Raw genomic sequence first — 25540 nt, forward strand, 5'->3', positions numbered from 1 at the left:
CGCCCGCGTGAACAATCGGGCCGAGAATAGCCATCAACCTACGCGCGAACGCGAGCGGCGCTTGCGCGGGTTTCGCGACCCAAAGCGTACCCAGGCGTTTCTCTCGAGTTTCGGACCGATCCGGCAGCACTTCGCGCTCAAGCGGCATTTGCTGCGCGCTTCTCTTTACCGCAAACAGATCACTCAGCGCTTCGACTCGTGGCATCGTTTGACCGAGCTCACCCAGAATCCGTCAACCGTCTGAGCAAACACGCATCCCCCATCTGTTTGCGTCATGGCCCAGTCAACGTGACAAAGCCGTGCAGGGACACCCGCCGTCGACGTCCATTCCCAATCTCGCCTTGCTTTGTTGAACGGTTAGTCATAATATCCGTCACATGAAGCAATCAGGCAATTCGAAGCAATCCGCGAAAAAAGCTGGCGAGGTCTGCTCCCGAGGGCGGCCGCGCGAGTTCGATACGGACACTGTGTTAACGAGCGCGAGCCAGGTTTTCTGGAATCACGGCTACCACGCCACCTCGATCGACGACCTCTGCAAGGCCACCGGCCTGTTGCGCGGCAGCCTATACGGCGTATTCGGTGACAAGCACGGGATCATGCTCGCCGCGCTCGATCATTACGCGGAAGGTTCGGTCGCGCGGCTAGCCGACCGGCTGAACGCGCCGGTTCCGGCAGAAGAGGCGCTGCGCAACGCTTTGCTGCATTACGCCCGAGTCGCTTGCGCGCTGACCGGCGAGCGCAGCTGCTTCATCACCAACACCACGCTGGAGATGCAACCCGGCGACGAGGAACTGCGCACCCGCGTCGCGGCAATTCAACGCCGCATGGCGACGTTGCTGGCGGCGTCGGTGATTCGTGGCCAGGCGAGCGGCGCCTTCAATTCCACACTCGACGAAAAAGCCGTTGGCGATTTCCTGCTGTGCGTGATGCAAGGACTGCGTGTGTTGGGGCGAGTCGCTCACACGGAAGATGCGCTGATTGGAATCGTGGACGTCGCCATGCGTGCGCTCGTCTAATTTTTTTACCTAATTCTTGAACGAACAGTCATGAATAGAGACGCCATCAAGCCCGCTCCGGCGGCATTCGTTGGAGCGCCAGGCGGACCTGCGGCAGGTGGACCTGCGGCAGGCGGACCTGCGGCAGGTGGAGTTGCTGTCGTCTGCCCGGGCGTGGGGGCGGTGGCCGCCAATGCAGTGACCGCCAGCGCGGCGGCCGCCGCCGGGAAGGTCGCGTCCGGCTTCCAGCGTCAGGGGCTCGCGCTCGCCGTGCTGTTCGTCGGCGCCTTCCTCGCGCCGCTCGACTATTTCATTGTCAACCTCGCGCTGCCGTCGATTCACACCGGCTTGAACGCCACTAACGCGCAACTGCAACTCGTGGTGTCCGCCTACGCATCCGCTTACGCCGTGCTGCTGATCACGGGCGGACGGCTCGGCGACCTGTTCGGTCGGCGTCGCATGTTCATGACGGGGATGGCGGCGTTCGTGGTCGCCTCCGCGCTGTGCGGCTTCGCCGCCAGCGGCCACATGCTGGTGATCTCGCGGATCGTGCAGGGCATCGCGGCCGCGGTCATGGCGCCGCAGGTGCTCGCGACCATCCGCGCGGTCGTGCCGCTACATCGGCAGACCAAGGTGATGAGCCTCTACGGATTCGTATTCGGGCTTTCGTCGATCGTCGGGCAGTTGGGCGGCGGCGCGCTGATTACCTATCATCCTTTCGGGCTCGACTGGCGCATCATCTTTCTCATCAATATTCCGATCGGCATCGTGGCCTTCATCGGCACGTGGAAGTTCGTGCCGGAAAATCAGCCGGCCACTAGCACCGGCATCGACCTGAAGGGCGTTGCGCTGCTTTCGGCGGTGCTGCTGCTGGTCATCTATCCGATGACGCATGGCCGTGAAGCCGGCTGGCCTGTATGGACCTTCGTGATGTTCGCACTTGCCGTGCCCGCGTTTGCGCTATTCGTGGCGACGGAGCGGCGCGTCGAACGCGGCGGCGGTCATCCCCTGGTGGATCTGCAATTGTTCCGGAACCCGGCCTTCGCACTGGGTCTCGTGCTCGCGTTCCTGTTCTACTGCAACAGCGCGTTTTTCCTGACCTACGGGATCTTCCTGCAAACCGGTCTGCACTGGTCACCGCTCGCCTCGGGCATGGCCATCATGCCGTTCGCGATCGGCTTCGTGGTCGGGCCGCTGGCGTCGCCCGCGGTGGTTAAACGCATCGGCGCTCACGTGCTGGCGCTGGGTTTCTCGATGATGACCGTCGGCTTCACGGTCACCGGCTGGTCCGCGACCCATGCTGCCACCCCGGACCTGCTGTCCTATTGCGGACTGGTGTGCGCAGGCGTCGGTCACGGCCTGCTGCTGCCGTCGATCATGCGTATCGTGCTGCTGGAAGTCGCCCCGGAGAAGGCGGGGCTCGCCTCGGGTGTGGTGTCGTCGACTTTGCAGATCGGCTCGGCGTTCGGCACGGCGGCCATCAGCGGCGCGTTTTTCGGTGTGATCGGCGGCCGCGAGACGCCGGGTGCGTATGCGCAAGCGTTCCAGTTCAGCCTCGCAATCAACGCGTGCCTGATGTTCGTGTGTATCGGTTTGAGCGTACTGCTGGTGCGGCATCAACAACAGGCATTGCGCCGGGCTGCACAGCCGGTTTAAAAACGGCGGTTGGGAAATCGTTCTCAACGGCGACCGCTGAAAACTATTATGCACTTTAAACAAAACCCGTTTTGGAGTGGTTATGTTTGCCGGTGAGTTATCCGTTCACAGGTAATTCCATCTATCGGTGATCGGAATAAACCCGAATGGGGTTTCTCGGCAGTGGTTTAGATATGACAAATCCAGACCGCATTTTCTACTTGCGGATCGGGCTTGCTGCCGTAAGTTTTGCGATCGTGCGGTGCCGCACAGACGGCGGCTTGGCGCTGTTTTGCAGGGTTTTCCCGGCTTTGCGCAGGGCCCGCCGGGTTGCAAAACCTAATCCAGCACCAATGAAAACGGTATCAATAAAAAGCACTTGCCGTGGTTAATTTCGATTGTTAATCTTGGCCGACTTTTTAGAGTTTTCCTTCGGCAGGGTTCAATGTTGCAAAGCACGATGCGATGACTTAATTCCACTCAACGGGTTCCGTAGGGGATTGAATATGCTGACCGCTACCATTGACGTATTCGAAACACCGCAAGCCGCACGCTTCAATGTCGGCGATGTTGTCACGCTGAAGGAAGGTGGCTCGCGCATGACCGTGACATATGCAGGACCGGTGGCGCTCAACCCTGGCGACTGGCTGATTTGCGAGTGGTTCGACGAACATGGCGAACTGCGCCGCGAGATGTTCGCGCACGAGAGCGTGCGGGCCGAGCCACGCTCGATTCCTGCTGGCTCCGTGACGTGGGGCAGAATGGGCCGGGCGGCCTGACTATTTCTTCCCGTTATTTCTCCCCGCGCTCGCGCGCCGTGGCACGTTTTTGCACGCGCATCAGAAGCGCCGAAGAAAACGCCCGCATCCGCACGATCTTCCGCGTCTCTACGATTTCACCTGCCACGTTCTTCGGCGGGTTCGGCTGCAATGACCAGTAGAGTGCGAGCAGCCAGCCAAAGCCGGTCCAGCCGAGGCACGCATTGAAGAGCGCCAGCGTCAGCACGTCATGACGCTTGCGCCGGTCCGCGAGAATGCTCGGCAGAAAATACAGCCCAAGCGCGAGCACCGCGGCGATAGCCTGAACCACGACGTTGCCACCCATAGACTGGCTCCCCAACACGCGATGTATGCCGCAATTGTCGCGCGATTGTCTGCTTTGCGCAGCGTCGCTGTGAACGGCCGCTGTGCGCCTGCGCTGTGAACTCCCGCTTTGAACCTCCGCTGTGAATCTGTGCGGTGAACCCCCGCTGTCACACTGTTTGTGCCCCTCGCCACGCTGCCCTCATCGGCGTTCAGCTGGTGTGATGCACGGCGAGGGGTTCAGCGCATCGCGCATCAGGACTATCATGGACGTTTCGACTGAACAGAACCGCCACGGACCGCCACCATGATCTCCGACGATACGACACAGCAAACTCAGCGCATCAACCAGGACACGCTACGCGAATTCGTAGACCGCAAATGGAACGACGAGATCGTGCCTGCGCTCACGGACTACATCGCGGTGCCGGCCAAGAGTCCGGCATTCGATCCCGAGTGGGTTAAGCATGGCTATCTCGAGCGCGTGATCACCGACGCGGCGCAATGGGCCGAGCAGCAACCCGTGCGCGGTCTGAAACTTGAAGTGATCCGCTTGCCGGGCCGCACGCCGGTGATTTTCTTCGAAACGGCCGCGACCCGATCGGGCAGCGAAGAAACCATCGTGCTGTACGGCCACCTCGACAAGCAGCCTGAATTCGACGGCTGGCGCAACGACCTCGGCCCCTGGACGCCGAAGCTCGAAAACGACAAGCTATACGGCCGCGGCGGCGCCGACGACGGTTACGCGATCTACGCGAGCCTCACGGCACTGGCCGCGCTGGACGCGCAAGGCATCGAGCGGCCGCGCTGTGTCGGCCTGATTGAAACCTGCGAGGAATCGGGCAGCTACGATCTGCTGCCGTACGTCGACGCATTGCGCGAACGGCTCGGTAAAGTCGGTCTCGTCGTGTGTCTCGACTCGGGTGCGGGCAACTACGATCAACTGTGGCTCACTACGTCGTTGCGCGGGCTGGTCGCCGGCGACCTTGAAGTCCAGGTGCTCGACGAAGGTATTCACTCGGGCGGTTACGGCGGCATCGCGCCGTCGAGCTTCCGCATCATGCGGCAACTGTTCGACCGTCTCGAAGACTCCGCCAACGGCACGTTGTTGCCGAAGGGTTTTCACGCCCCGATCCCGGCAGACCGGCTGCGCGAAGCGGAAGCGACGGCCCAGATTCTCGGCGACGATGTCTGGAAGAAGCTGCCGTGGGCCTGCGGGCAGGATGGCCGCCAGGTGCTGCCCACCACCACTGATCCGCAAGAAGCGTTGCTCAACTCGACGTGGCGTCCGTCGCTGTCGGTGACCGGCGCGGCCGGCTTGCCCGCGCTCGCTGACTCCGGCAACGTGCTGCGTCCGCGCACGGCGTTCAAGCTATCGCTGCGCTTGCCGCCGCTGATCGAAGCGGAAAAGGCCGTCGCGGAACTGAAGGCGCTGCTCGAATTCGACCCGCCGTACAACGCCAAGGTCACTTTCAAGCCGGACGCGGGCGCGGCGAGCGGCTGGAGCGCGCCCGATCTCGCCCCGTGGCTCGCCACCGCGCTTAACGACGCGTCGCGCACACACTACGGCGCGGACGTTGCCTACATGGGGCAGGGCGGCACGATCCCGTTGATGAACGTATTGAAGTCGGGTTTCCCGAAGTCGCAGTTCATGGTGTGCGGCGTGCTCGGGCCGAAGTCGAACGCGCACGGACCGAACGAGTTCCTGCACGTGCCGTACGGCAAGAAGCTGACGGCGGCCGTTGCTCAGGTGATCGCGGCAGCGCCTTGATGGGCGTTTTGCCTCGATGTTTCCTGCAATAACGTTGCGGGTGAATCAGCGGGCGCTCCGGGGCGCCCGCGTTCGAATATGTAAATTGAATATCCCGTCTGTTAGCCCACGAATAAGAAAACATACATCTACAAGCTATATTTTCGATTGCGTTACCTAATCGAGACTATTTCTTTTTCTTTCAAATCCGGTAAGAAATTCAAGCTTCGTTCCCTCGCTAATGTATTGCGCTCCGGTGCTCACTTTCGGGTAAATACCGCCCATCTTCGGTGCGCAATCGTTTGCGTCTCCGGCATCTTTTACCTCGCGGTTGATCTTCCCGCAGTGCGCCGTCTGGCGGGGCTTCACACATCTGTTGCATTCATCTGTTGGTTACCCCGCTCCCATCCGATTCCGGTCTGCTTTAGGCTCGCATTGCAATACCAGTGTTTAACCTTAAAAGGACCGATCAAAATGAATCTGCATAACCACCACGCCTGCCGTCCGTTCCTCGAGGCCGGCAATTTGTCGCAAGTCTCCGCTTACTACGAAGAAGGCCGCAACATCATGTGGATGATGTTGCGGGCGCAACCGCGTCCCTGTTTCAATCTCGATCTGGTGCACGACATTCTGGGTCTCGCACAGGCAGCACGAGAGTCCGGCTTGCCGATCGACTTCTGGGTGACAGGCTCGTTGATCCCGACCATGTTCAACGTCGGGGGCGATCTCGATTTCTTTGCCGACACGATTCGCTCCGGCAAGCGTCAAGTGCTGATGGCGTACGCGCGAGCCTGCGTCGATTGTGTGCATGCAGCGTCGCGCGGCTTCGATACGGGGGCGATTTCGATCGCGATGGTGGAGGGCACGGCGCTCGGCGGGGGCTTCGAGGCGGCACTGGCGCACCATTTCCTGCTGGCGCAGAACGATGCGCGCATGGGCTTTCCGGAAATTGCGTTCAACCTGTTCCCGGGCATGGGCGGTTATTCGCTGGTCGCGCGCAGGGCGGGCATGCGTCTGGCCGAGGAGTTGATCGGCGTGGGCGATTCGCATACGGCTGAGTGGCACTTCGGCAAGGGGCTGGTCGACCAGCTGTTCGAGCCTGGTGACGCCTATATGGCGACGCGCACCTTTATCGACACGCTCAGGCCGAAGATGAACGGAATCCGCGCGATGCTGCGAGCGCGCCAGCGTGTGATGCAACTCTCGCGCGCCGAGCTAATGGAAATTACCGAGGACTGGGTGGACGCAGCCTTCATGATCGAGGAGAAGGACCTCGCCTTCATGGAGCGGTTGGTGATGCTGCAAAACCGACGTACTTCGAACCTGCGCCAGACAGCCTCCAGCGCGGCTAATTTCGCCTGAATCGATCTGGGTTTCGACGACATCGAGCCGCAGTGGGCATCCCCCAAATCCCGCAAGGGACCTCCTTCGGGGCGCGCGGAAGCTCAGGCAATCAGCCTGAGCTTCTGCCTATCCTGCAACCAGCGTTCGAATTCCGCGGCCGGCATGGCCTGACCGTACAGGAAGCCCTGCACGTAATCGACGCCCAGCCCCCTCATGAACATCTCTTCCGATTCGGTTTCGATGCCTTCGGCGACCACCTTGAAATTCAGTTCCTGCGCGACTACTACCATCGAGCGCACCAGTGCTTGCGCTTTGGTGTCGGCATTGATCGAACGGACAAAACTGCGGTCGAGTTTGATGACGTCGAGCGGAATGCGGCCCAACTGCGAGAGCGACGAGTAGCCGGTGCCGAAGTCGTCCAGATGAACCTGTGCGCCGAGCTGGCGGAACTGCGTGATCAGATCGATCGCCGCCGCTTCATCCTCGATCAGGCAGCTCTCGGTGAGTTCCAGGTCGATCAGACAGGGATCGAGATTCGCGCGCTGCAGCGCTTCGCTGAAATGCCGCACCACGGCGGTATCGACCAGTTGCCGTGCCGACACGTTGATCGCGACACGCAGGTTGTAGCCGTCCGCCTTCCATTTGGCGGCCTGCCTGGCGGCCGTTTCCATTACCCAGCGGCCGAGCACGCCGATTAGCCCGGATTCTTCCGCATAACGAATGAACTCCGTCGGCATGATCTGCCCGCGTTCCGGCGAGTTCCAGCGTACCAGCGCCTCCACGCCCTGCACCACGCCGGTGGCGAGCACGAGCTTGGGTTGATAGTGCAGCGTCAGCTGACCCTCTTCGAGACCGCGCCGCAGGTTGGTGTCGAGCCACATGTACTCGGCGACCTTGCGGTTCATGTCCGGCGAGAACACGCGATAGGTGCGCTTGCCTTCATCTTTGGCCACGTACATCGCTGTGTCCGCGGAACGGATCAACGATTCCAGGTTGTTGCCGTGTTCCGGATACAGCGCGATGCCGATCGAGCAGCCGGTGTAGACCTCGACGAGCCCCAGGCTGAACGGCGTGCGCAGGCGTTCGAGAATGCGCTGCGCGGTGGCTTCGAGATCGTGAGCGGTGCCTTTGGCGGCGAGCACGATGAACTCGTCGCCGCCGAGGCGCGCGAGCACGTCGCCTTCGTTCAGGCAAGTGCTGATGGCCGCCGACACATCGCGGATTAAGCGGTCGCCGAAGACGTGGCCGTAGTGGTCGTTGACCTTCTTGAAGTTGTCGAGATCGAGGAACAGCACGCCGACCGATTCGCCTGGGGCCGCTTCTTCGATCGCGGCACGGATCTTGTCCTGGATCGCGTTGCGATTGGCGAGCCCGGTGAGCGAATCGGTGTTCGCCAGCTCGGTGAGCCGTTCCTGCGCGAGCCGTTCTTCAGTGATGTCGGTGCCCGAACAGATCAGAAACTGCTCTTCGACGCCGCTGCCGCTTTGAACGAACTTGTTGCGAAACAGGAAGAGCCGTTCGCCGCGGAGGGTTTTCACGCGCCGCTCGACTTCGTACGAGACGCCGCGATTGAAGAACCCCGTGATGTTCTGGCTCGACGCCGCGCCGGATTCGGTGGTCATGAACAGCGCCCACACATTGCGGCCGACGATGTCTTCTTCCTTGACGCCGGTGAGTTCCTCGGCGAGGCGGTTGAAGCGCTGTATACGACCGTGCCTGTCGACGATGACCACGACCGAATTGACTTCGGAAACGACCTGTTCGGCGAAAGAGAGACCGTGGACCAGATCGCGCGCAACGGATTCCGTGTCGTCGTAGGCTGAGGCGGTGCCTGCCCACGTATTGCTGGCGAGTTTTTTTCCGACGAGGTGCAGGCGCAGCGGTTCACCAAACAGCCGCACGTCGAGGATAAGGTGCGAGGTGATGCCGGTGAGGCAACGGATTTGCGAGGCCTGTTGGGGATTCAGCGGAATGGCGACATTGGCCGGCACGTCGCCGGTGACGGGCGTGAGTTCCAATGCGTTGCTGTCATTCGACAGACGCCAGCAAGGGCTGCTTGTGCCGAACTGGGCAAAAAGCACCTGATCGTGTTGGTCGTCGTTCATGAGATCCCCGGGCGGTGTGTGCCGATGGGCCCACCGTGAAGGCGGGATGGCGGCAAACAGTCTTCATCATACTTAAAGACTGGCCTCATTGTAGCGAAGCGGCTGGCGTTCGGGCCTATAAACATTAACGGTTCGAAAGGTCTTTGGCTTTAGGCTCCTGTTTCGGGCGCGCGCTGACGCGAAGCCTCGAAAACACATCAAAATGGCCTCAAAACCGTCTTAAAACCGCCGGGCTAACACGCTCCGTGCACGCTCCCGTTCCACGGGAATCGCTTCCACCGAGGCAGCAAACCAGAAAGCTCCTGCAACAAGTGTCGCGACAACAACACCATCCCGATACAAAACCCGATTTCCCGCTACAGCCGGCACCCGTTCGCCGACCGGTAAAGTGCCGGCGAGATTCAAAGGATCCGTTCCGGCGACGCACACAAAAGCACCATCGTTCGCATGCCGCCGAACCTCCCGCAATAACGGAATGGCTTCCGGTAGAGCAAATTGTTCGCCGGCGAGGCCATTCACGAACCGCCCGCCGCGAACGACGCCACGCGCTTCGAGCCGCTGAAACACGCGTAACAGATCCCGCCACGGCGGCAACCATTCGGCCTCGCGTTCGAGCAAACGCCAGACCACTACGCCATAACGGCGTAGCAAAGTCATCGCGACATGTTCGAGTACGTCGGGGGCGAACTGCTGACGACGCGCTGGCGAGGTTTCCACTGCAGCAACAACGGGCCGCCGGCTCACCAGTGCCCAGCGCCCCGCGTCGTCCATTCCTCCAATCAATGCACTCGACCTGACACGCCGGCTGCTCGAATAAGCGCTGCGTTTGGCGACGGGTTTCAACAACGCGCGCAAGCCGGCGAAACTGTCGGAATTCACGAGGCCCGCCGCAACGAGCTCGCCCAGCGCGTTCTCAAGCTCCATACGCAAGCCGCTGACTTCGGTCAGCAATTCGTCGAAGAACATCGCGCCGTGTTGCGATAGCGTGTCATGGACGCTCTGCGCGCGAGCGGATAGCTCCGGTTGTTTCGACGAGTCGATCAGCGCGCTCCATACGCGCACCTGGGCGCGCGGCAAAAGTACGATCGGCGTGCTGCGCACCGGTCCCGCAGCACTGCGTGCCCGCTCGGTCAGACGGGTCCAGACGATCTTGCCGGCGCGGCATAGTTCGTCCAGCGAAATGTTTGCGTACGCCTTGACGCGTGCCGGCAGAATGTCTTCTTCCCATGCGGCCGCCGCGGCCTGAAACCCCTCCATCTGCTCGAGTACCGCGCCCAGCGCGTCGCGTCCCTCGCTGCGCGTGTCCGGCGTCAAATGCTGCCACTCGAATAGAAAGCGCATGAAGTCGTGCCGTTCCACCGGCTCGATCTCGCGTCGCAAGCGTTTCACCGTGTAACGGTGAATCCGTGCAAGCAAATGACGCTCACACCATTCTTCTTCGGTTGCGCCCGGCGAGAAGCGGCCGCGCATCACGTAGCCTTCCGCTTCGAGACGCGCCAGCGTTTGTTCGACCGATGCCGCGGGCAAGCTCAGCGCCTCTCCAATCGCGCGCACTGCAAGCGGGCCGAAGCCGGTCAGCCGGGCGCGCAGCACGTCGAGCAATGCGTCGTCGGCGCTCCAGGTGTCGGTGTAGCCCTTCGGTGCGGTGAGTGGCGGTGCAAACGGGGCGTCAGGGTAGAGCGCCTGGAAACAGGTCAGACGCTCGGCGGGCAACCACAACGCGTCGTCGGCAGCGATCTGCACGCGGGTTGCGCGGCCGGATTCAGCAAGCGACGCGAGCCATGCGGGCCAGCCTTCATTGTTGCGCGCTTCGGCCTCGGTGATGCAGGCGAGGCCCGTTAGCGCTTCGTGCATCTCGTCGGCGGTGCGCACCTGCGGCCACGCTTCATCGCGCACGCTATCGATCGCGTCGGCGTCGAGCGCGCCGAGGTCGTCGGCGCTAGACGGATCGGTCCAGCGGCGGTTCAGCACGGCTTGCGTGCGGCGTTCTTCGATCGGTGCATCGTCGAGATAGGCGTACGGCTTTGCGTTGAGGATTTCGGCGGCAAGCGGCGAGGGCGCCGGCAAATCGCGGGCTATCAGTTGGACGTCGCCCTGTTCGATACGACGCAGCAAAGCAAGCCAGTTTTCGCTGTCCATCGCGTCGTGTAGACAGTCGTCAACGGTTTGGCTCACTAACGGATGATTCGGCAGTTCGCGTTCGCCGACGACGTTCTCCAGGCACGCGGCCTGTTCGGGAAACACGCTAGCCAGCAAATCTTCGCTACGCATGCGCTGCAGTTGCGGCGGGGTCTTGCGCCCGCCGGTATAGCGCGGCAGGCCAAGCGACGTGGTCGCGTTCCAGCGCCAGCGCACGCCGAAGAGCGGTGCATCGAGCAGCGCCTGGATCAGCAGATGCTCGGCGCTATTTGAATGCAGGTAGCGCCACACTTCGTCGAGTACGAACGAATGGCTGCCGGTCAGCGAGAGAACGATCGCGTCTTCGGTGGCGGCGGCCTGCAGTTCGAAGTTGAAGGTCCGGCAAAAACGCTTGCGCAACGCGAGACCCCACGCGCGGTTCACGCGGCTGCCGAACGGCGCATGGATCACGAGTTGCGTGCCGCCGGATTCGTCGAAGAAGCGCTCCATCACGAGCGTGTTTTGCGACGGCAGCACGCTGAGCGCAGCGCGCGCACGGGCGAGATAGTCGACGATCTGGCGGGCGGCGGCTTCGTCGAGATTGAGGGTGTCGATCAGCCAGTCGATTGCGCGTTGGAGGCGCGCAGTCATGACTTCGGTGCCGGTTCCGGTTTCAGTCGAACGCGCCGCATCGATCGACTCCACCCCATCGGCCTCCTCCCCATCGAGCAAGCGCCCAATCTGCTCACGCAAGCGCGCGACGCCGAACGACAGTTCATCGCTGCGCCCCGGCGCTTCCCCCAGCCAGAACGGAATATTCGGCGGCTGCCCCTGCGCGTCCTCGACTCTCACGCGGCCGCTCTCGATCCGCAGAATCCGGTACGACGCATTGCCGAGCTGAAACACATCGCCGGCAAGACTCTCGACGGCGAAATCTTCGTTGACGGTGCCGATATTGATCGCCTGCGGTTCGAGCACCACCGCATAGTCGGCGTTCTCCGGAATCGTGCCGCCTGAAGTCACGGCGACCAGTTTGCCGCCGCGCCGGCCGCGCAAGGTGCCGCTCACGACGTCGCGATGAATATAGGCGCCGCGCGGGCCGTTGCGGCTCGTATAGCCAACGGCCAGCATGTGCAGCACGGCGTCGTATTGCGCGCGCTCCAGGCCGGCGTAGGGAGCCGCGCGCCGCATCATCTCGAACAGTGCGTCTTCGCTCCATTCGGCGCTCGATACTTCGGCCACGATCTGTTGTGCCAGCACATCGAGCGGCGCGCGCGGAATCCGTAACGCATCGAGTTCGCCACGTCGCACACAGTCGAGCAACGCCGCGCATTCGATCAGATCGTCGCGCGAGGCCGGGAAAAGCCGGCCTTTCGGCATCCCGCCGATATGGTGGCCCGAGCGCCCCACGCGTTGCAGGAATGGCGCGATCGCGCGCGGCGAACCCATCTGGCAGACCAGATCGACGTCGCCGATATCGATGCCCAGTTCCAGCGAGGCGGTGGCGATCAGCACACGCAACTCGCCGCGTTTCAGGCGCTGTTCTGCATCGAAACGATGTTCTTTGGCGAGACTGCCGTGATGCGCGGCGACCACGTCCTTGCCGAGCCGCTCGGTCAGATGGCGCGCGGCGCGTTCGGCCATGCGGCGCGTGTTGACGAAAATCAGCGTGGTGCGATGCATCGCCACCAGTTCGGCGAGGCGGTCGTAGACACGCTCCCACACTTCGTTGGGCATCACCGCTTCGAGCGGCACGGGCGGAACCTCCAGGGCGAGATCGCGTTCGCGGATGTGCCCCACGTCGACAACGGCGCAGTCTGCGGGAACGCCGCTTTCGATGCTCGCGCCGCCCACCAGAAAGCGCGCGACCGCGCTGACCGGCTTTTGCGTCGCGGATAGGCCGATCCGCGGCAAGCGCCGCTGACACAGCGCGTCGAGCCGTTCGAGGCTGAGCGCCAGATGACTGCCGCGCTTGCTGCCGGCGAGCGCATGAATTTCGTCGACGATCACCGTGCGCACCGTCGACAGCATGCGGCGGCCGGAATCCGAGCCGAGCAGGACATACAGCGATTCCGGCGTGGTGACGAGAATATGCGGCGCGCGCTTTTTCAGCGCGTTGCGCTCCTGTTGCGTGGTGTCGCCGGTGCGCACGGCGGTGCGGATGTCGAGCGGCGGCAGGCCGCGCGCGTCGAGTTCCGCGGCGATGCCCTGCAACGGCACTTGCAGATTGATGCGGATGTCGTTGGAGAGGGCTTTCAGCGGCGAGACGTAGACCACCAGGGTTTCGTCGGGCAGGGCGCCGCCGTTGGCGAGGCCTTGCTGGACGAGTTCGTCCAGCGCGGACAGGAAGGCAGTGAGGGTTTTGCCCGAACCGGTGGGTGCGGCGACCAGGGTCGAGCGCCCACTGCGAATCTGCGGCCAGGCGGCAGCCTGGGCGTCGGTGGGGGCCGGGAAGGTCTTCAGGAACCAGCCGGCGACCGCGGGATGGAAGTCATCCAGCGCGCTGGCCGTTAAAGGGGCGGAAGCAGGGGCCGCAGCAGGGACAGAAGTGGGGTTCGAAGCGTGACCCGAAGGGGCATCCGAAGCCGTCGGCAATACCGGATCGAAGCCCGAAGAATCAGAGGGCGCGCTTAAGGCGGTTGCGGAGTTCGAGGCCGAAGTCATGCTGGCATAGATGGGGACGCGACGTGCCATATCCAGAGGGCGGCAAGCGCCGACCTGTTATGAAGAGCAGCGATCAGTCTGGCAGGTTTTTACCGGTTTTGCCGACGATCGGGCGGCAAAGCTCGCGCGGAACGTGGCGGCTACCTGTTGTAGTCTGGACCGCACCGCACCGCACCGCACCCCGCCCCGCCCCGCCCGCACCGGACCGCACCCAACGCACCCAACGCACCCAACGCACCCAACGCACCCAACGCACCCAACGCACCCAACGCACCCAACGCACAGTGCCGCGCAAAACTACCAGACCCAGCGCACGCCCGCATCGCCCGTCACTGTTCTCTGGTGCGCGCCACCCAGGTTTGTCACCCAGCCAAGCGTCGCGAACACGCTGCCCGACGTGCTGAATTTGCCGACCACGCCCGCGCCGAGTTGCGCTGCAGTTTGCCCGACGTTGCCCGTCATCACGGTCCCGCCGCCAAAGGTGACTTCGTCGTCGGAGCCGAACTCGCGTAAGAAACTGACTCGCAGATAAGGCCGCCAGGCGATCGCGAAGGCATCGAACTGACCTTGCAGACGCGCGCCGATTCGACCGACGAAAGTATTACCGCTGTTGAAGCCGACGCTCGACACGCCATCGTAGAAATCGGATAGCGCGAGGTGCTGCCACACAAGTTGCGCTTGCGGTTCGAGCGTGAGCCCCGCGCCGAGCGGAATCGGCAGGCCGCCTTCGAGCGAACCGGTCACCGCGTTGCCATGCGTCGTCGTGTCGATGCCGTCGCGCGAGACCGGATCGACGGTCAACGAACTCCCCATCAGCACGGCATCCGTGTACCAGCCGCTTGGACCGATATGTGTCCAGTAGCCGCCGAGGCTATACGCATTGATCGCGAGGTGGCCCACGGCGAGATTGGGCATGCCGAGCGCGAAGCCGTCGACGTCGCCGGTGGCCCGCGCGAAGCCGACGAACAAACCGTAGTGATTGCGCTGGCCGCTCGCGCTGTGATCCGCGTAAAGATCCTGCCCGGCCTGAATGCCATAGACGGAGCCGTCGAATTGCGGACTTGCCGCGCCGTCCTGGCTCAGCACGCTATGGCCGCCCCATACGCGACCCCATGCGGCAGGCAGTTTGCCGCTGTCGTTCAACAAGGCCTGATCGCCTTGCCGGTCATGAAACGTATCGATCTGCATGAGGCCGAGATCACGCGCGACGCCGGGCGCCGCGGCGTAGACGGGCACTTCGACGCGATACAGCGGCGTGGCGGCCGAGCCGGCAGGCGGCGCGGGCGGCAAAGGCGGCGAGCCCTCGGCCGCAAGCGGTACACCGGGCACGACAACGGGTGGCTCGCCAGGCGTGCCTGGCGTCGTGACCGGCGGCTCGCCTGGTGTAGTCGCTGGCGGCAGCGGCGCGACCGTGTTGCGCAGATACCAACTGTCCGTCGTGCCGCTGCTCACACCGCCTTTGGCGAGATAGTAAGAGTACGCGCCGGCCTTCACCGGTGCGGCCAGCGTGAAAGCGCTCGAGGCGGTGGTGGCGCCGTTGGTTGTCTGAATCAGTTGAATGCCGTCCGCTACCGTTTGTGCGCCCTGGCCGCCCACGTTCGTGATTTGCAGGTGCGTTGAGCCGGTGGCCGTTCCGCCGTTCAGCACGAGGCGATCGGACGCCGCGCCGTCGCCGGCGACCACGGTGTTCAGTCCGATGGTGCCGTTCTGTCCGACATAGTTGCCCGTCACGTTCAGCCGGTTGCCCACACCCGCGCCGGCAGGACCGCCGATCTCCACGAGTCCGGCGTTCACCAGCGAGCCGTTGATCGAGAACGCGCCGTTCCCTTCACTTGCGAACGACTCCGATGCATTCGCCACCGCGAGCGTGCCGTTGTTCGTGACTGCGCCCGTCACGCTGCCATAGCCGCCGAGCGTTGCGCCCGTGGCCACCGTGGTGGCGCCGCCGCCGGTAAGCGCAGCGTTGGCATGGGCTGCATCGCCGATCGCGAGGGTGCCCGCCACGACCGTGGTTGGACCGCTATAGGTGCTCACGCCCGTCATTAGCAAGCTGCCGCTGCCGGCTTTCGACAGGGCGCCGGTCCCGCTCACTGGCTGGGTGAGCGCGGTATCGAACGATTGCGTATCGATCGTGCCGCCGCCCGCTGCCAGCGTGATCGCACGCGTGCTGGCGAGGTCGAAGCTCGTCGTCAGTTGCAGCGCGCCGCCGTTGAACGTGAGGCTGCCCGTGTTTGCGCCGAGCGCATTGTCCGCGGCGACGGCGATCGTGCCTTGATCGATTGTCGTGCCCCCCGAGTAAGTATTGCCGGTCGCCACAGCCGGCGCGAGCGTCAACACGCCGGCGCCGGTTTTATCTACTGCGCCCGTGCCGCTGATCGATCCCGGGTAGGTGCCCGCGTTGTCCTGGGCAAACCGCACCAGTCCATTGTCGGTGACATTGGAAGGCAGGTTCTGCGCGTTCGCCTGCAAGGTCGCGCCGCTATCGACGAGCGCCGTCGCGCTCGCGCCGAGCGTACCCGTGAGATTGAGCGTGCCGGTCTGCACATGCGCAAGCGTGAAGGTCCCGCTACCGGTCCAGTTCCACAGCGCGCCTTGCATCTGCAGGGTCTGAAAGTTGGTAAACGCATTCGACGCCGTGCCCGAGCCTTGCAAGGTCACCGTATTCGTTCCCGCTCCGCCGTCGGCCGCGCCGTTGATCACGGAGCCGGTTTGCAGAACCAGCGCATCGTTGCCGTTGCCCATCGTGATGGCCGTGCCGATGCCGCTCTGCACGAGTCCCGCATTGATGATGGTGCTGCTGCCGTTGAGCGTGCGGATGCCGGAGCCATTCTGACTGATGATGCTGCCGCCGGCGAGGTTCTGGATCGTCGCCACGAAGCTCGATCCCGCGGTGTTGGAAAACACCGCATCCGAGCCGCTGCCGCTCGCGCTGATCGTGCCGCTGTTGATCAACTGGTCGTTATTGCCTTGCAGATAAGCGGTTGGACTGGCCGCGCCGGAGGTGGACAGCGTGCCGCTGTTGTTGATGGTGCCGCCGCCGCCCAGAATCGATGCCGCGCGGGCGTTGCTGCCCGAGGTCCTCACCGTGCCGCTGTTGATCAACGTGTTGTTCAACTGGCCGACGTTCGTTTGTCCCCACGCGGCCGTCATGCCGTAAGCGTTGGGACCGCCGGTGGTGATCGAGCCGCGATTAATCAGGGTGTTGCCGCTGCCGTTGGCGGCCATGCCGTCGTTGTAGGCACCACTCGTGGTAATGGCCGCGCCGCTCGCGTTGGTGAGCTGATTGCCGTTGCCTATGCCGAGCAGGACGGCGCCACGCGCGGTACCCGTACCGCCGCCACCCGTCAGTGAGAAGTTGCCGCTACTGTTGATCGTGCTATTGGTGTCGACGCTGAAGACGACCGGGGTGGCGCTGCGCACGAAACTGCCCGAGGCGGTGCTATCGGTATTGATCGTCACACCTGTGCTGCCGGTTTGCGCAACGACGGCGGCGAGGCCGCTGCCCGTGCAGGTGACTGTGGTATTGGTCGGCGGTGCGGTATTGCTGCACGCGGCCATCGCGGAAGGGGTGAGTGCTTTGGAGAGCAACACGACGCTGCCCAGGCCGATTCCAAACGTTTTCTTCTTCATACGCGCGGTCCTTTTGGTAAAGGCACTACACCATGCGAGCGGAATGGTCCGACTTATACACGCCTTACTAAAACTTTCCAAATGCCCCCGGCATAACTTGCGAATGTGTTGTGGATCGCCGACGCCTGCCGGAGACCCGCACGGCGCCTCGCTTGCAGCGGACCAAGGCAATTTTTGAGCGGGAGAATTGTTGTCACGGTTACTGTGCGAACCGTAAGGAGTTTGAAACATACGTTCGCCGAGTGGCCGCCCAGGCCCTGCGCCGGGTCCTGCCGAAACTTGCGAGGTGCAGTACTCTGTACGGCTCAACGATCCACGAATCCGTGATGGAGTCTCGACGATGCGATACAACCAGTTAGGCCGTACCGGTGTGTTTGTTTCAGAGCTGTGCCTGGGCACGATGACCTTCGGCGGTGGCGAGGGCATATGGAAGCAGATCGGCGATCTGCAGCAGGGGGACGCGGAGCGGCTGGTCGGCCGGGCGCTCGACGCGGGCATCAATTTCATCGACACGGCCGACGTCTACGCAGAGGGCGTGTCCGAACAGATCACGGGCCAGGCGCTTAAAAACCTCAAAGTGCCGCGCGACAAAGTTGTGGTCGCAACCAAAGTATTCGGCCCGATGGCAGCGTTCCCGAACGCACGCGGAGCCTCGCGCTATCACATCATCGACGGTGTCAAGGCGAGCCTGAAGCGCCTGCAACTCGATCACGTCGACCTGTATCAGATCCACGGTTTCGATCCGGCCACGCCGATCGAAGAAACCGTGCGCGCGCTCGATACGCTGGTTCAGCACGGCCATGTGCGCTATGTCGGCGTGTCGAACTGGGCCGCGTGGCAGATCGTCAAGGCGCTGGGCATTTCGGAACGCCTCGGCCTCGCGCGCTTTGAAACGCTCCAGGCGTATTACACGCTGGCGGGCCGCGACCTCGAACGCGAACTCGTGCCGATGCTGCGCAGCGAAGGTCTTGGGTTGATGGTGTGGAGTCCGCTCGCGGGCGGCTTGCTAAGCGGCAAATATGGGCGCGAGCAGCAGGGCGAAGCAGGCAGCCGTCGCACGACGTTCGATTTTCCGCCGGTCAATCGCGAGCGCGCTTATGACTGCATCGACGTGATGCGTGATATCGCGGAGGCGAAGAAGGCCTCTGTGGCGCAGATCGCGCTCGCGTGGCTGCTGCATCAACGCGTGGTGACCTCGGTGATCGTCGGGGCGAAGAAAATCGAGCAACTCGACGACAACATTGCCGCCACCGGCGTCACCTTGACCGCCGACGAACTGGCGAAGCTCGATCAGGTCAGCACGCTGCCGGCTGAGTACCCGGGCTGGATGCTGGAACGCCAGGGCGAGGCGCGCCGCAAACAGCTTGAAGAGGCGCGTCATCCGGCGCAAGGGTAGGTGCAAGGTGCGGCGTGTGCTGCTCCCGTTGCACGCGGGATAGGTCGTCGGTGAGCGGTGGCGCGGTGCGCCGGGCAAGTAACCTGCCGTCACACCGCTACTTCGCGACACCGCGTGCCTTACGCCGTCGGCTTACTGTCCGCCTGATAAGCGGCGACGGCGTCCATTGTGCGTGCCGAGTACACCATGGCGGCGCCCGCATTCACGGCAACCGCCACGCCCAGTGCTTCGGCGATCTCTTCACGAGTTGCGCCGTGTTTCAGCGCTTCGGCAGTGTGCACGGTGATACAGCCGTCGCATCGCACGGTCACGGCCACCGCAAGCGAAATCAGCTCACGCGTCTTCGCGCCGAGCAGGTCGGCCTTCTGGCCTGCGCTCGACATCGTTTGATAGGCCTTCACGGTATCCGGCGAAAGTTTTGCGATCTCGCCGATGCGGCCGAACAGTTCCTTGCGGTAATCGATCCAGTTCAACATGACAGTGCTCCTTTGTTTGCAGCGAGCCGGCGGGTGCCGGTGTCGTGAGGCATAGTATTGCGCTGTGCAGCGACATCCTGAATACTCGATTCGCTCAACTTTTAGCGCGATCGTCTCATGGATACGCTCAGCCGACTGATCGAGCTTGCCCGGCCGCAAGCTAGCCTGGATTTGCGCTGCCTGCTCGCAGGTGGCTTCGACATTGATCATGCGCCGGTGGAGGCGGGTGTTGCGCCTTTTCATCTGGTGCTGGACGGCACTTGCGTCGTCGAGACTGCGGGTGGCGGGCAGGTTGCACTGCACGCAGGGGATTTCGTGCTGTTTCCGCGTGGCGCTGCGCATCGGGTGCGCGATGTTGGCCGGGCGGCTGCCACCGCGCCGCTGACGTTGAGTCATGACGGCATGCTGCCATTGCGCCGCAACGACGGTGGCGACGCCTGCGCTGATCTCGACCTTCTGTGCGGCCGGTTTGTCTACGTACCGGGCTCGTCCGCGTTGCTGCTCAACGCGCTGCCCGATCCATTTCATGTGTCGCTGGTTGGCGTGCAAACGCTCGGCGCGTTGCAGACGGTGATTGCACTGATGCGCGCCGAAGCCGAGCAACGTCAGCCCGGCGCGCTCGCGATCGTCACCGCATTGAGCCACGCACTCTTCGCGATGGCCTTGCGCGCGCATGGCGAACAGAATGCATCGACCCCGGGCGTCTTGACGCTGCTGGCCGATGCGCGTCTCGGCGCCTCTGTGCAAGGCATGCTGAGCGCCCCCGAGCGGGCGTGGACGATCGCGGAGCTTGGGGAGCTCGCGGCGATGTCCCGCGCGACCTATGCGCGCCACTTCAACGAGCGCGCGGGCATGACGGTGATGGACTTTCTCACGCAGATCCGCATGACAATCGCGTGCGATCTGCTGCTGCGCACGCAGCGTAGCGCCGCGGAGATCGGTGAGGCAGTGGGGTATCAATCGGAAGCCGCTTTCGGCAAGGCGTTTCAGCAGAGCGTCGGTGTGACGCCGGGACGTTACCGGCGTCAACCGCAAGAAAACGGTCAGAAAGCCGGCTAGGCCTTCTCGGGTCTGCCGAGCCAGCGCTTCTCGATCCACGACATGATCAAGGTCACCAGCAGTGCGCAGACCGTGCCCAAGGTGACTTCGCCGAGGCGCAGCAGGGCCTTGTCCCACGGCGAACCGACGCCCGGCACCAACAGCATGATGGTCGCGGTAATGCCGCCTAGACGCGCGGCGCTGCCCACGTTCACGACCCAGCAAATCACGATGGCCACGGCAACCGTGGCAGCGTAAGCCGCGAGATTGCCGCCACCGGACGTTGCGCCGACGAGGCCGCAAACGGCGCCGACCATCGCGCCGATGAACTGATCGCGCGAGAGATTGCGGGTGTCGATATAACTATGCTGGCTCACCGCGATCGCCGTAATCGCGGCCCAGAAGGCCTGCTCGGTATGCAACCATCGGCCGATCGCGAAAGCGAGGCTTGCGCCGGCCACCGCCTGCGCGGCCATCACGCCGCCTTCAGCCAGCCGGTCGCCCAGCGGCAGCGACTTGAGAAAAGCAAACAGCGAGTTGGCGGCGTTCGTCCGCGCTTCACGTCTTGAATCGTCGGGAGAGGTCATCGAATGGGGCGGAGCCTGTTGCAGCATGAAGGATTCGTATTCTAGCGTTGGCCGCTGCGCAGCCTGCGATACCAGTTCATCAGAGGCGTAGCCGAGACGCCATGAACCACGACCGAAGCCGCGACGACCGCTAGCGTGAGCGGCACCAGTGGCGTGACGTCGGACGCCGCGCCCTGTTCGAGCGCGTATGCAAGGTAGTAAAACGAACCGATGCCGCGGATGCCGAACCAGCTCATCAACCGCCGCTGCGTATGCGTCGCGTTCGACCCCAGCAATGACAACTCCACCGATACCGGCCGGACGAAGACGAACAGCGCAACCGTGAGCGCGACCGTCTGCCACGTGAAAAGCGGCACTTGCAGCGTGGCGAGCACATTGCCGACCATCGCCATCACCGCCACCTCGGCGATGCGTTCCAGTTCGATCGTGAAGCCCATCACCGACTCCGCCATATACGCGTGCGCTTTGCTTGGGTTCGCCGCGGTTGCCTCGACGTCTTCGGAATCGACTGTGCCGATCGCTTTGCGCGCCGAAACGCCGCCGCTCGCACGATGTTCGACGCGGCGCATCGCGACGCCCGCGGCGAACACCGCCAGAAAGCCATACGTGTGCACGAGTTGCGCAGCGCCGAACGAGAGTTCGATCAGCCCTAACGCGAAGAAACCCTCTAGACCGAGCGCCTGCGCATGGCGCGTACGCAACCAGGTGACCGCATGCGTCGTGGCCCAGCCGAGCAGGCTGCCGATCGCAATCGCACCGACCACGCCCCATACCATGCTGCCGACGAGCCTGAAGGTCAGCACGTCGCCGGCTTGAGAGGCGGGCGCCGCGCATATCGCAAGGCCGAGCATGGCGAAGGGAAGTGCGACGCCGTCGTTCAGGCCGCCTTCGCCGGAGAGCGCGAAGCGCAGCAGGTCGTGATCGCCGGGATTGTGCACCTGGACGTCGTGGGCCAGCACCGGATCGGTTGGCGCCAGGATCGCCGCGAGCAGCAGGGACGGCCCCCAGCCAAGTTGCAACACATACACGCCGAACAGCGTGAGCAGCGCAATGGTCGCCAGCATGGCGAGAAAGCCGAGACGCAGCGGCACGGTCCAGAGCTTCTCCAGCATGCCGAGGCGCAAACGCAGGCCGATGGCGAACAGCGAGACCAGCAGCGCGACTTCGGTGATGATTCGCAGCAGATGGGCATCGGCGACGATATCGAGGCGCAACAGGTCCAAGCCGCGTGGCCCGAGCGCGTACCCGATGGCGAGGTAGAACATGGCGGCACTAACGGGCAGCCGCTGCAACGTCGTCGCTGCCACGCCGATAAAAACAAGCACGGCTCCGACGATGAGAAACCACAGTGTTTCGTGCATGAGTGTCCGGGTGGGGCCGGCATGCGAGCAACGCATGCGCAGCCGGTTAGGGGCCCGCGCCCGAACGCGTCACCCGCGTCGCTTCAAGGCGCGCGTCCGAACGCTTCACGCAATTTGCGTTTGGCCTGTTGCAAGGTGTCGCGGCGCGTCTTCGGCAGATTCCTGCCGGCGCGATTGATATAGAAGTTCAGCATCGACATCGCCGACTGGAACGGCGTGCCCTTGCGACGGCGACTATGCGTCGAAGACTGCTTCAACGATTTCGCGATCGACTCCGCGCTGCCAGTTTTGAAAATGTCGTGCTCGAGATCCATCGCATCGCTGGTTTCCATCACGTGATGCGACCACTTTTGCGGACGCTTCGCGCTGCTCTGGCTCGCTGTTTTGGCGCGCTGCGCGGCGTGCGCCTGTGCATGCCGCTGACGCGGAGGACGTCCTGACTTACCGCGGCTAACCGGGCGTTTCGATTTGCTGGCGGCTTTTCTGGTGGCCATGCTTTCACCTCCCTACCTTATCGAGTCGTACTCGCAATGACTTTGCTTGCCAGCTTGCGTACTTGCTTGCTTGGGCATTCGCCTCGTCAATCGCTTGCTCAAAGTGAAACGCGCCGGCTACCGCTTTAGCGGTATGCCGGCGCATTACTGCGGGCGCGGCTCGAAGGCGCAATCAACTAACCAGATTTACCCGCATTGTCTGTGGACTACAGCTTCAGCCCACCCGCTTCCGGTGCATCCGATGAACCCGCCGGAATGTCGCCGACGCCCAGGTCGTCGCGTCGATCGTACCGGTCACGTCCCCAGTAGGGCTCGCTTCCGTAGTACTGATGGACGGACGTGGCCCAGGTCTGGTCGGCCATGGCCGGCCAGTGATCCTTATCGAACCCCGGGGCGTTTTTCACTCGCTCGGCTGTCATATCGAGGACGAAGCATTTCTGCTGCGTATCGAGTGTCAGTGCGTTCCACGGAATCGCCAGCAGCTTGTCGCCGATGCCGAGAAAGCCGCCGCTCGACAGCACCGCATACGCGATGCGACCCGAGCCGACGTCGAGCATGATGTCCTTCACCTTGCCGATGTCCTCGCCATCGCTGCTGATCACCTTGTTGCCGTCGAGGGTGCCTGCCGCCATCACGTCCGGGCCTGGACCGTCTGCGGTCGCGCTGCCCTTGCCGACAATACGCGCGCCCTGGTCCTGGCGCATGCCGCCTAGGGTCTGTGTCTGGTTGACCATGGTGTTCCTCCCTTACTGGTTTGATGTAGGGATAACTGAGCAACCGGCGTTCCTCCGATTTCGCGGAGCCGCTGCAGCAGTGGTGGCGCGGAATCACGGTGCTTTGCGCGGTGTGTTGTTCAGGCAGCTAGCCTAAACGGTACGTAAAGGATGCTGATCGTTTGAAACTATTTCGTCCACGTGGAGCAGTGCAGCGCCGGGCATGGGCCTTGCTGTCTATCCATTTGGACGGCCTCGCTGAAAGGAACGGCGGGTTCTGCAGAACTATGAGCTGACCGGTGAAGGAGGGGAGTAATGAAACAACTATCCAGAAGGAGCGCGGGCAAGCAGGCGCTGATCGTGGCCGCAATGGTGTTATTGAGCGCGGCTTCTGGCTGCAAACGCTCCGACAACGGCAGCGCGGATACGTCCACCGCCGCCAGTTCCGCACTAGCCAGCAGTGGCGTGATGAATGGCGACGCGGCAACCGGCAGCACTGCTGATACGAGTAGTGGCGCGGCGGCTGCTGCCGCAGACGCGGCGAGTACGGCGGGTGCGGCCACAACAGCCTCCGGCGCCAGCCAATAAGTCAGTTTGGGATCCAAAGTAATAGCGCGTGCATTTGCATTGCGGAAGATAAGATTGCAGCTTCAGAATTCCGCCAGCAGGTGAATCCCGGCGCGGTGATTTCAGCCCATCTCTTTCGACGCCGCCAGTTTGGCCTCGCGAGCCGCCTGTCTGGCGTCGCGCAATGGCGCGGCCTCGCGTGATGCGACCGGCCGCCGTGAAGTTCGCGCACCCGCCTTGGCATCGGTCTTCGCCGTGGCTTCTTTACGCACCACGCGCGATTTTTTCAGCAGGCTGGTCAGCGAGCCGTCGATGCTATTTTTCACCGCCGCCTCCCGCATCTTGCGGCCCTTGGCGCCAGCCTTGCGCGCCAGCTTCGCCGCACGTTTCTCCGCGTACGCGAGCAACGCGGCAAATGCTACTTCATCTACTCTCAGCCCGCGGCGTGTCTGGCCGGGCGGCAAGCTTCGCAACTCGTCCGCCTCGAATGCACTGATTACCGCAGGGTGGATGTAGCAGCGTCGGCAAACTGCGGGCGTATTGCGCAGTAACGCCGCCACGTCCTTAACGGTCGCAACGATATGACGGCGCGCTTCCGTTGCACTGCTGCACACCAGCCGCCGCAGCGCGGCCAGCGCATAGACGCTGCCGGCCCACGTTCGATAGTCTTTCGCGGTGAAGTCGGCATCGCTCGCACGGCGCAGGTAATCGTTGATGTCGGCCGAACCAACCGTGCGGCGCGTGCCGTCTTCGTCGAGATACTGGAACAGGTCGTGGCCCGGCAGTTCGGCGCAACGGCGCACGATGCGTTTGATGCGCGGATTGTCCACAGTCACGTCGTGCTCGATGCCGCTCTTGCCGCGAAACCTGAAGCGCAACTGGCCGGCTTCGATCTTCATATGTTTCTTGCGCAGCGTCGTCAAACCGTACGACTGGTTCTCGCGCGCGTATTCCACACTGCCGATGCGAATCAGCGTGGTGTCGAGCAACTGCACGATCGCGGCGATCACCTTGTCGCAGGGCATGCCCGGCAGTTTCAGATCGCGTGCGACGCGGGCGCGGATCTTCGGCAACGCACGCCCGAACTCCGCCATGCGTTCGTATTTATCGGCGTCGCGCGTCTCGCGCCAGCGCGGGTGATACCGGTATTGCTTGCGGCCGCGTGCGTCGCGGCCCGTCGCCTGGATATGACCACGCGGGTCGGGACAGATCCAGACGTCTTCGTAAGCAGGCGGAATAGCGAGCGCATTGATGCGTTTGATTTCATCTTCGTCGTCGATGCGCTTGCCGGTCAGATCGACGTACACGAAGCCGTCTTTTTCACGCTTGCGCGTATAGCCGGGTTTCGTGTCGTCGGCGTGTCGCAAACCTGGCGGCATGACAGCGGGCGCCGCTTGCGGCGCGCTGTTGTCAGGGCGTTCGGGGCGGCGTTGAAGCGGGGTGGTCGTGGCAGCCATCGTCGCAGGTAGAAGTTTCAAGCAGGCGGTGCGGTTTGCGCCGGTGTTTCCCTGCAAGCAAAGGCGATGCCCAGCGCCGGACGTGGCCGCGCGGCTTGTGGTGCGCAAGCGGAACAGTCCTTGCGAAT

Annotated in this window: 18 protein-coding genes and 1 pseudogene; 9 read left to right on the forward strand and 10 right to left on the reverse strand. The window is 63.2% G+C overall.

Going from position 1 to position 25540, the window contains the following annotated elements; all coding sequences use genetic code 11:
- From HHL24_RS35990 to HHL24_RS36005, 4 genes and pseudogenes are all read left to right on the forward strand, one after another.
- Window positions 1–244: pseudogene (locus HHL24_RS35990) on the forward strand (IS6 family transposase); the annotation flags it as partial.
- A 133-nt stretch (window positions 245–377) separates the two neighbouring features.
- On the forward strand, window positions 378–1016 hold the full coding sequence (locus tag HHL24_RS35995; RefSeq protein WP_169490037.1) for a TetR/AcrR family transcriptional regulator: 639 nt from the start codon (window positions 378–380) through the stop codon (window positions 1014–1016).
- A gap of 30 nt (window positions 1017–1046) precedes the next feature.
- Window positions 1047–2651, forward strand: coding sequence for an MFS transporter (locus tag HHL24_RS36000; RefSeq protein ID WP_169490038.1), 1605 nt, complete (start codon window positions 1047–1049; stop codon window positions 2649–2651).
- Window positions 2652–3136: 485 nt separating this feature from the next.
- Window positions 3137–3409, forward strand: coding sequence for a YodC family protein (locus HHL24_RS36005; protein WP_169490039.1), 273 nt, complete (start codon window positions 3137–3139; stop codon window positions 3407–3409).
- Window positions 3410–3422: 13 nt separating this feature from the next.
- On the opposite strand, the gene HHL24_RS36010 is transcribed toward HHL24_RS36005, so the two are convergent.
- The gene (locus tag HHL24_RS36010; protein ID WP_169490040.1) at window positions 3423–3734 is read right to left on the reverse strand and encodes a superinfection immunity protein; all 312 of its coding nucleotides are present in this window, start codon (window positions 3732–3734) and stop codon (window positions 3423–3425) included.
- A 285-nt stretch (window positions 3735–4019) separates the two neighbouring features.
- Between HHL24_RS36010 and HHL24_RS36015 the strand changes: the two genes are divergently transcribed.
- Both HHL24_RS36015 and HHL24_RS36020 read left to right on the forward strand, forming a co-directional pair.
- Window positions 4020–5483, forward strand: coding sequence for a M20 family metallopeptidase (locus tag HHL24_RS36015; protein WP_169490041.1), 1464 nt, complete (start codon window positions 4020–4022; stop codon window positions 5481–5483).
- A 453-nt stretch (window positions 5484–5936) separates the two neighbouring features.
- Window positions 5937–6824, forward strand: coding sequence for a crotonase/enoyl-CoA hydratase family protein (locus tag HHL24_RS36020; RefSeq protein ID WP_169490042.1), 888 nt, complete (start codon window positions 5937–5939; stop codon window positions 6822–6824).
- Window positions 6825–6907: 83 nt separating this feature from the next.
- Here the strand turns inward: HHL24_RS36020 and pdeR are convergent, their stop codons facing one another.
- The 3 genes from pdeR to HHL24_RS36035 form a co-directional block, all read right to left on the reverse strand.
- Window positions 6908–8911: a cyclic di-GMP phosphodiesterase gene (pdeR, locus tag HHL24_RS36025; protein WP_169490043.1), complete on the reverse strand. Its 2004-nt coding sequence runs from the start codon at window positions 8909–8911 to the stop codon at window positions 6908–6910.
- A 219-nt stretch (window positions 8912–9130) separates the two neighbouring features.
- Complete coding sequence (locus HHL24_RS36030) at window positions 9131–13693, reverse strand: DEAD/DEAH box helicase (protein ID WP_169490044.1); 4563 nt, start codon at window positions 13691–13693, stop codon at window positions 9131–9133.
- 297 nt (window positions 13694–13990) lie between these two features.
- The gene (locus tag HHL24_RS36035) at window positions 13991–17323 is read right to left on the reverse strand and encodes an autotransporter outer membrane beta-barrel domain-containing protein (protein ID WP_169490045.1); all 3333 of its coding nucleotides are present in this window, start codon (window positions 17321–17323) and stop codon (window positions 13991–13993) included.
- 340 nt (window positions 17324–17663) lie between these two features.
- On the opposite strand from HHL24_RS36035, the gene HHL24_RS36040 reads away from it, so the two are divergent.
- The gene (locus tag HHL24_RS36040) at window positions 17664–18719 is read left to right on the forward strand and encodes an aldo/keto reductase (RefSeq protein ID WP_169490046.1); all 1056 of its coding nucleotides are present in this window, start codon (window positions 17664–17666) and stop codon (window positions 18717–18719) included.
- Between the two features lie 119 nt (window positions 18720–18838).
- Here HHL24_RS36040 and HHL24_RS36045 read toward each other — a convergent pair whose 3' ends face one another.
- Complete coding sequence (locus HHL24_RS36045; RefSeq protein ID WP_169490047.1) at window positions 18839–19195, reverse strand: carboxymuconolactone decarboxylase family protein; 357 nt, start codon at window positions 19193–19195, stop codon at window positions 18839–18841.
- Between the two features lie 117 nt (window positions 19196–19312).
- Between HHL24_RS36045 and HHL24_RS36050 the strand changes: the two genes are divergently transcribed.
- Window positions 19313–20254 carry an AraC family transcriptional regulator gene (locus tag HHL24_RS36050; protein ID WP_169490048.1) on the forward strand — a complete coding sequence of 314 codons (942 nt, stop codon included), beginning with the start codon at window positions 19313–19315 and terminating at the stop codon, window positions 20252–20254.
- Here HHL24_RS36050 and HHL24_RS36055 read toward each other — a convergent pair.
- The 4 genes from HHL24_RS36055 to HHL24_RS36070 form a co-directional block, all read right to left on the reverse strand.
- Entirely contained in the window at window positions 20251–20820 is a 570-nt protein-coding gene (locus HHL24_RS36055) for an FUSC family protein (RefSeq protein WP_169490093.1), read from the reverse strand. The genes HHL24_RS36050 and HHL24_RS36055 overlap by 4 nt on opposite strands.
- 41 nt (window positions 20821–20861) lie before the next feature.
- A complete protein-coding gene (locus HHL24_RS36060) occupies window positions 20862–22181 on the reverse strand; it encodes a cation:proton antiporter (protein WP_169490049.1) in 1320 nt (439 codons plus the stop codon).
- Window positions 22182–22264: 83 nt separating this feature from the next.
- Entirely contained in the window at window positions 22265–22675 is a 411-nt protein-coding gene (locus HHL24_RS36065) for a DUF3175 domain-containing protein (protein WP_169490050.1), read from the reverse strand.
- A gap of 206 nt (window positions 22676–22881) precedes the next feature.
- The gene (locus HHL24_RS36070; RefSeq protein WP_169490051.1) at window positions 22882–23409 is read right to left on the reverse strand and encodes a PRC-barrel domain-containing protein; all 528 of its coding nucleotides are present in this window, start codon (window positions 23407–23409) and stop codon (window positions 22882–22884) included.
- A gap of 294 nt (window positions 23410–23703) precedes the next feature.
- Here HHL24_RS36070 and HHL24_RS36075 point away from each other — a divergent pair, with 294 nt between their 5' ends.
- On the forward strand, window positions 23704–23976 hold the full coding sequence (locus HHL24_RS36075) for a hypothetical protein (RefSeq protein WP_169490052.1): 273 nt from the start codon (window positions 23704–23706) through the stop codon (window positions 23974–23976).
- 101 nt (window positions 23977–24077) lie between these two features.
- Here the strand turns inward: HHL24_RS36075 and HHL24_RS36080 are convergent, their stop codons facing one another.
- Window positions 24078–25412, reverse strand: coding sequence for a DNA topoisomerase IB (locus tag HHL24_RS36080; protein WP_169490094.1), 1335 nt, complete (start codon window positions 25410–25412; stop codon window positions 24078–24080).
- Between the last annotated feature and the right edge of the window lie 128 nt (window positions 25413–25540).

This window comes from Paraburkholderia polaris (assembly GCF_012927345.1).
Lineage (GTDB): Bacteria > Pseudomonadota > Gammaproteobacteria > Burkholderiales > Burkholderiaceae > Paraburkholderia > Paraburkholderia polaris.

Bases quoted from the DNA above. Each gene is read 5' to 3' on its own strand.
- HHL24_RS35995 (WP_169490037.1), top strand. From the start codon at position 378: ATGAAGCAATCAGGCAATTCGAAGCAATCCGCGAAAAAAGCTGGCGAG.
- HHL24_RS36000 (WP_169490038.1), top strand. From the start codon at position 1,047: ATGAATAGAGACGCCATCAAGCCCGCTCCGGCGGCATTCGTTGGAGCG.
- HHL24_RS36005 (WP_169490039.1), top strand. From the start codon at position 3,137: ATGCTGACCGCTACCATTGACGTATTCGAAACACCGCAAGCCGCACGC.
- HHL24_RS36010 (WP_169490040.1), bottom strand. From the start codon at position 3,734: ATGGGTGGCAACGTCGTGGTTCAGGCTATCGCCGCGGTGCTCGCGCTT.
- HHL24_RS36015 (WP_169490041.1), top strand. From the start codon at position 4,020: ATGATCTCCGACGATACGACACAGCAAACTCAGCGCATCAACCAGGAC.
- HHL24_RS36020 (WP_169490042.1), top strand. From the start codon at position 5,937: ATGAATCTGCATAACCACCACGCCTGCCGTCCGTTCCTCGAGGCCGGC.
- pdeR (WP_169490043.1), bottom strand. From the start codon at position 8,911: ATGAACGACGACCAACACGATCAGGTGCTTTTTGCCCAGTTCGGCACA.
- HHL24_RS36030 (WP_169490044.1), bottom strand. From the start codon at position 13,693: ATGACTTCGGCCTCGAACTCCGCAACCGCCTTAAGCGCGCCCTCTGAT.
- HHL24_RS36035 (WP_169490045.1), bottom strand. From the start codon at position 17,323: ATGAAGAAGAAAACGTTTGGAATCGGCCTGGGCAGCGTCGTGTTGCTC.
- HHL24_RS36040 (WP_169490046.1), top strand. From the start codon at position 17,664: ATGCGATACAACCAGTTAGGCCGTACCGGTGTGTTTGTTTCAGAGCTG.
- HHL24_RS36045 (WP_169490047.1), bottom strand. From the start codon at position 19,195: ATGTTGAACTGGATCGATTACCGCAAGGAACTGTTCGGCCGCATCGGC.
- HHL24_RS36050 (WP_169490048.1), top strand. From the start codon at position 19,313: ATGGATACGCTCAGCCGACTGATCGAGCTTGCCCGGCCGCAAGCTAGC.
- HHL24_RS36055 (WP_169490093.1), bottom strand. From the start codon at position 20,820: ATGACCTCTCCCGACGATTCAAGACGTGAAGCGCGGACGAACGCCGCC.
- HHL24_RS36060 (WP_169490049.1), bottom strand. From the start codon at position 22,181: ATGCACGAAACACTGTGGTTTCTCATCGTCGGAGCCGTGCTTGTTTTT.
- HHL24_RS36065 (WP_169490050.1), bottom strand. From the start codon at position 22,675: ATGGCCACCAGAAAAGCCGCCAGCAAATCGAAACGCCCGGTTAGCCGC.
- HHL24_RS36070 (WP_169490051.1), bottom strand. From the start codon at position 23,409: ATGGTCAACCAGACACAGACCCTAGGCGGCATGCGCCAGGACCAGGGC.
- HHL24_RS36075 (WP_169490052.1), top strand. From the start codon at position 23,704: ATGAAACAACTATCCAGAAGGAGCGCGGGCAAGCAGGCGCTGATCGTG.
- HHL24_RS36080 (WP_169490094.1), bottom strand. From the start codon at position 25,412: ATGGCTGCCACGACCACCCCGCTTCAACGCCGCCCCGAACGCCCTGAC.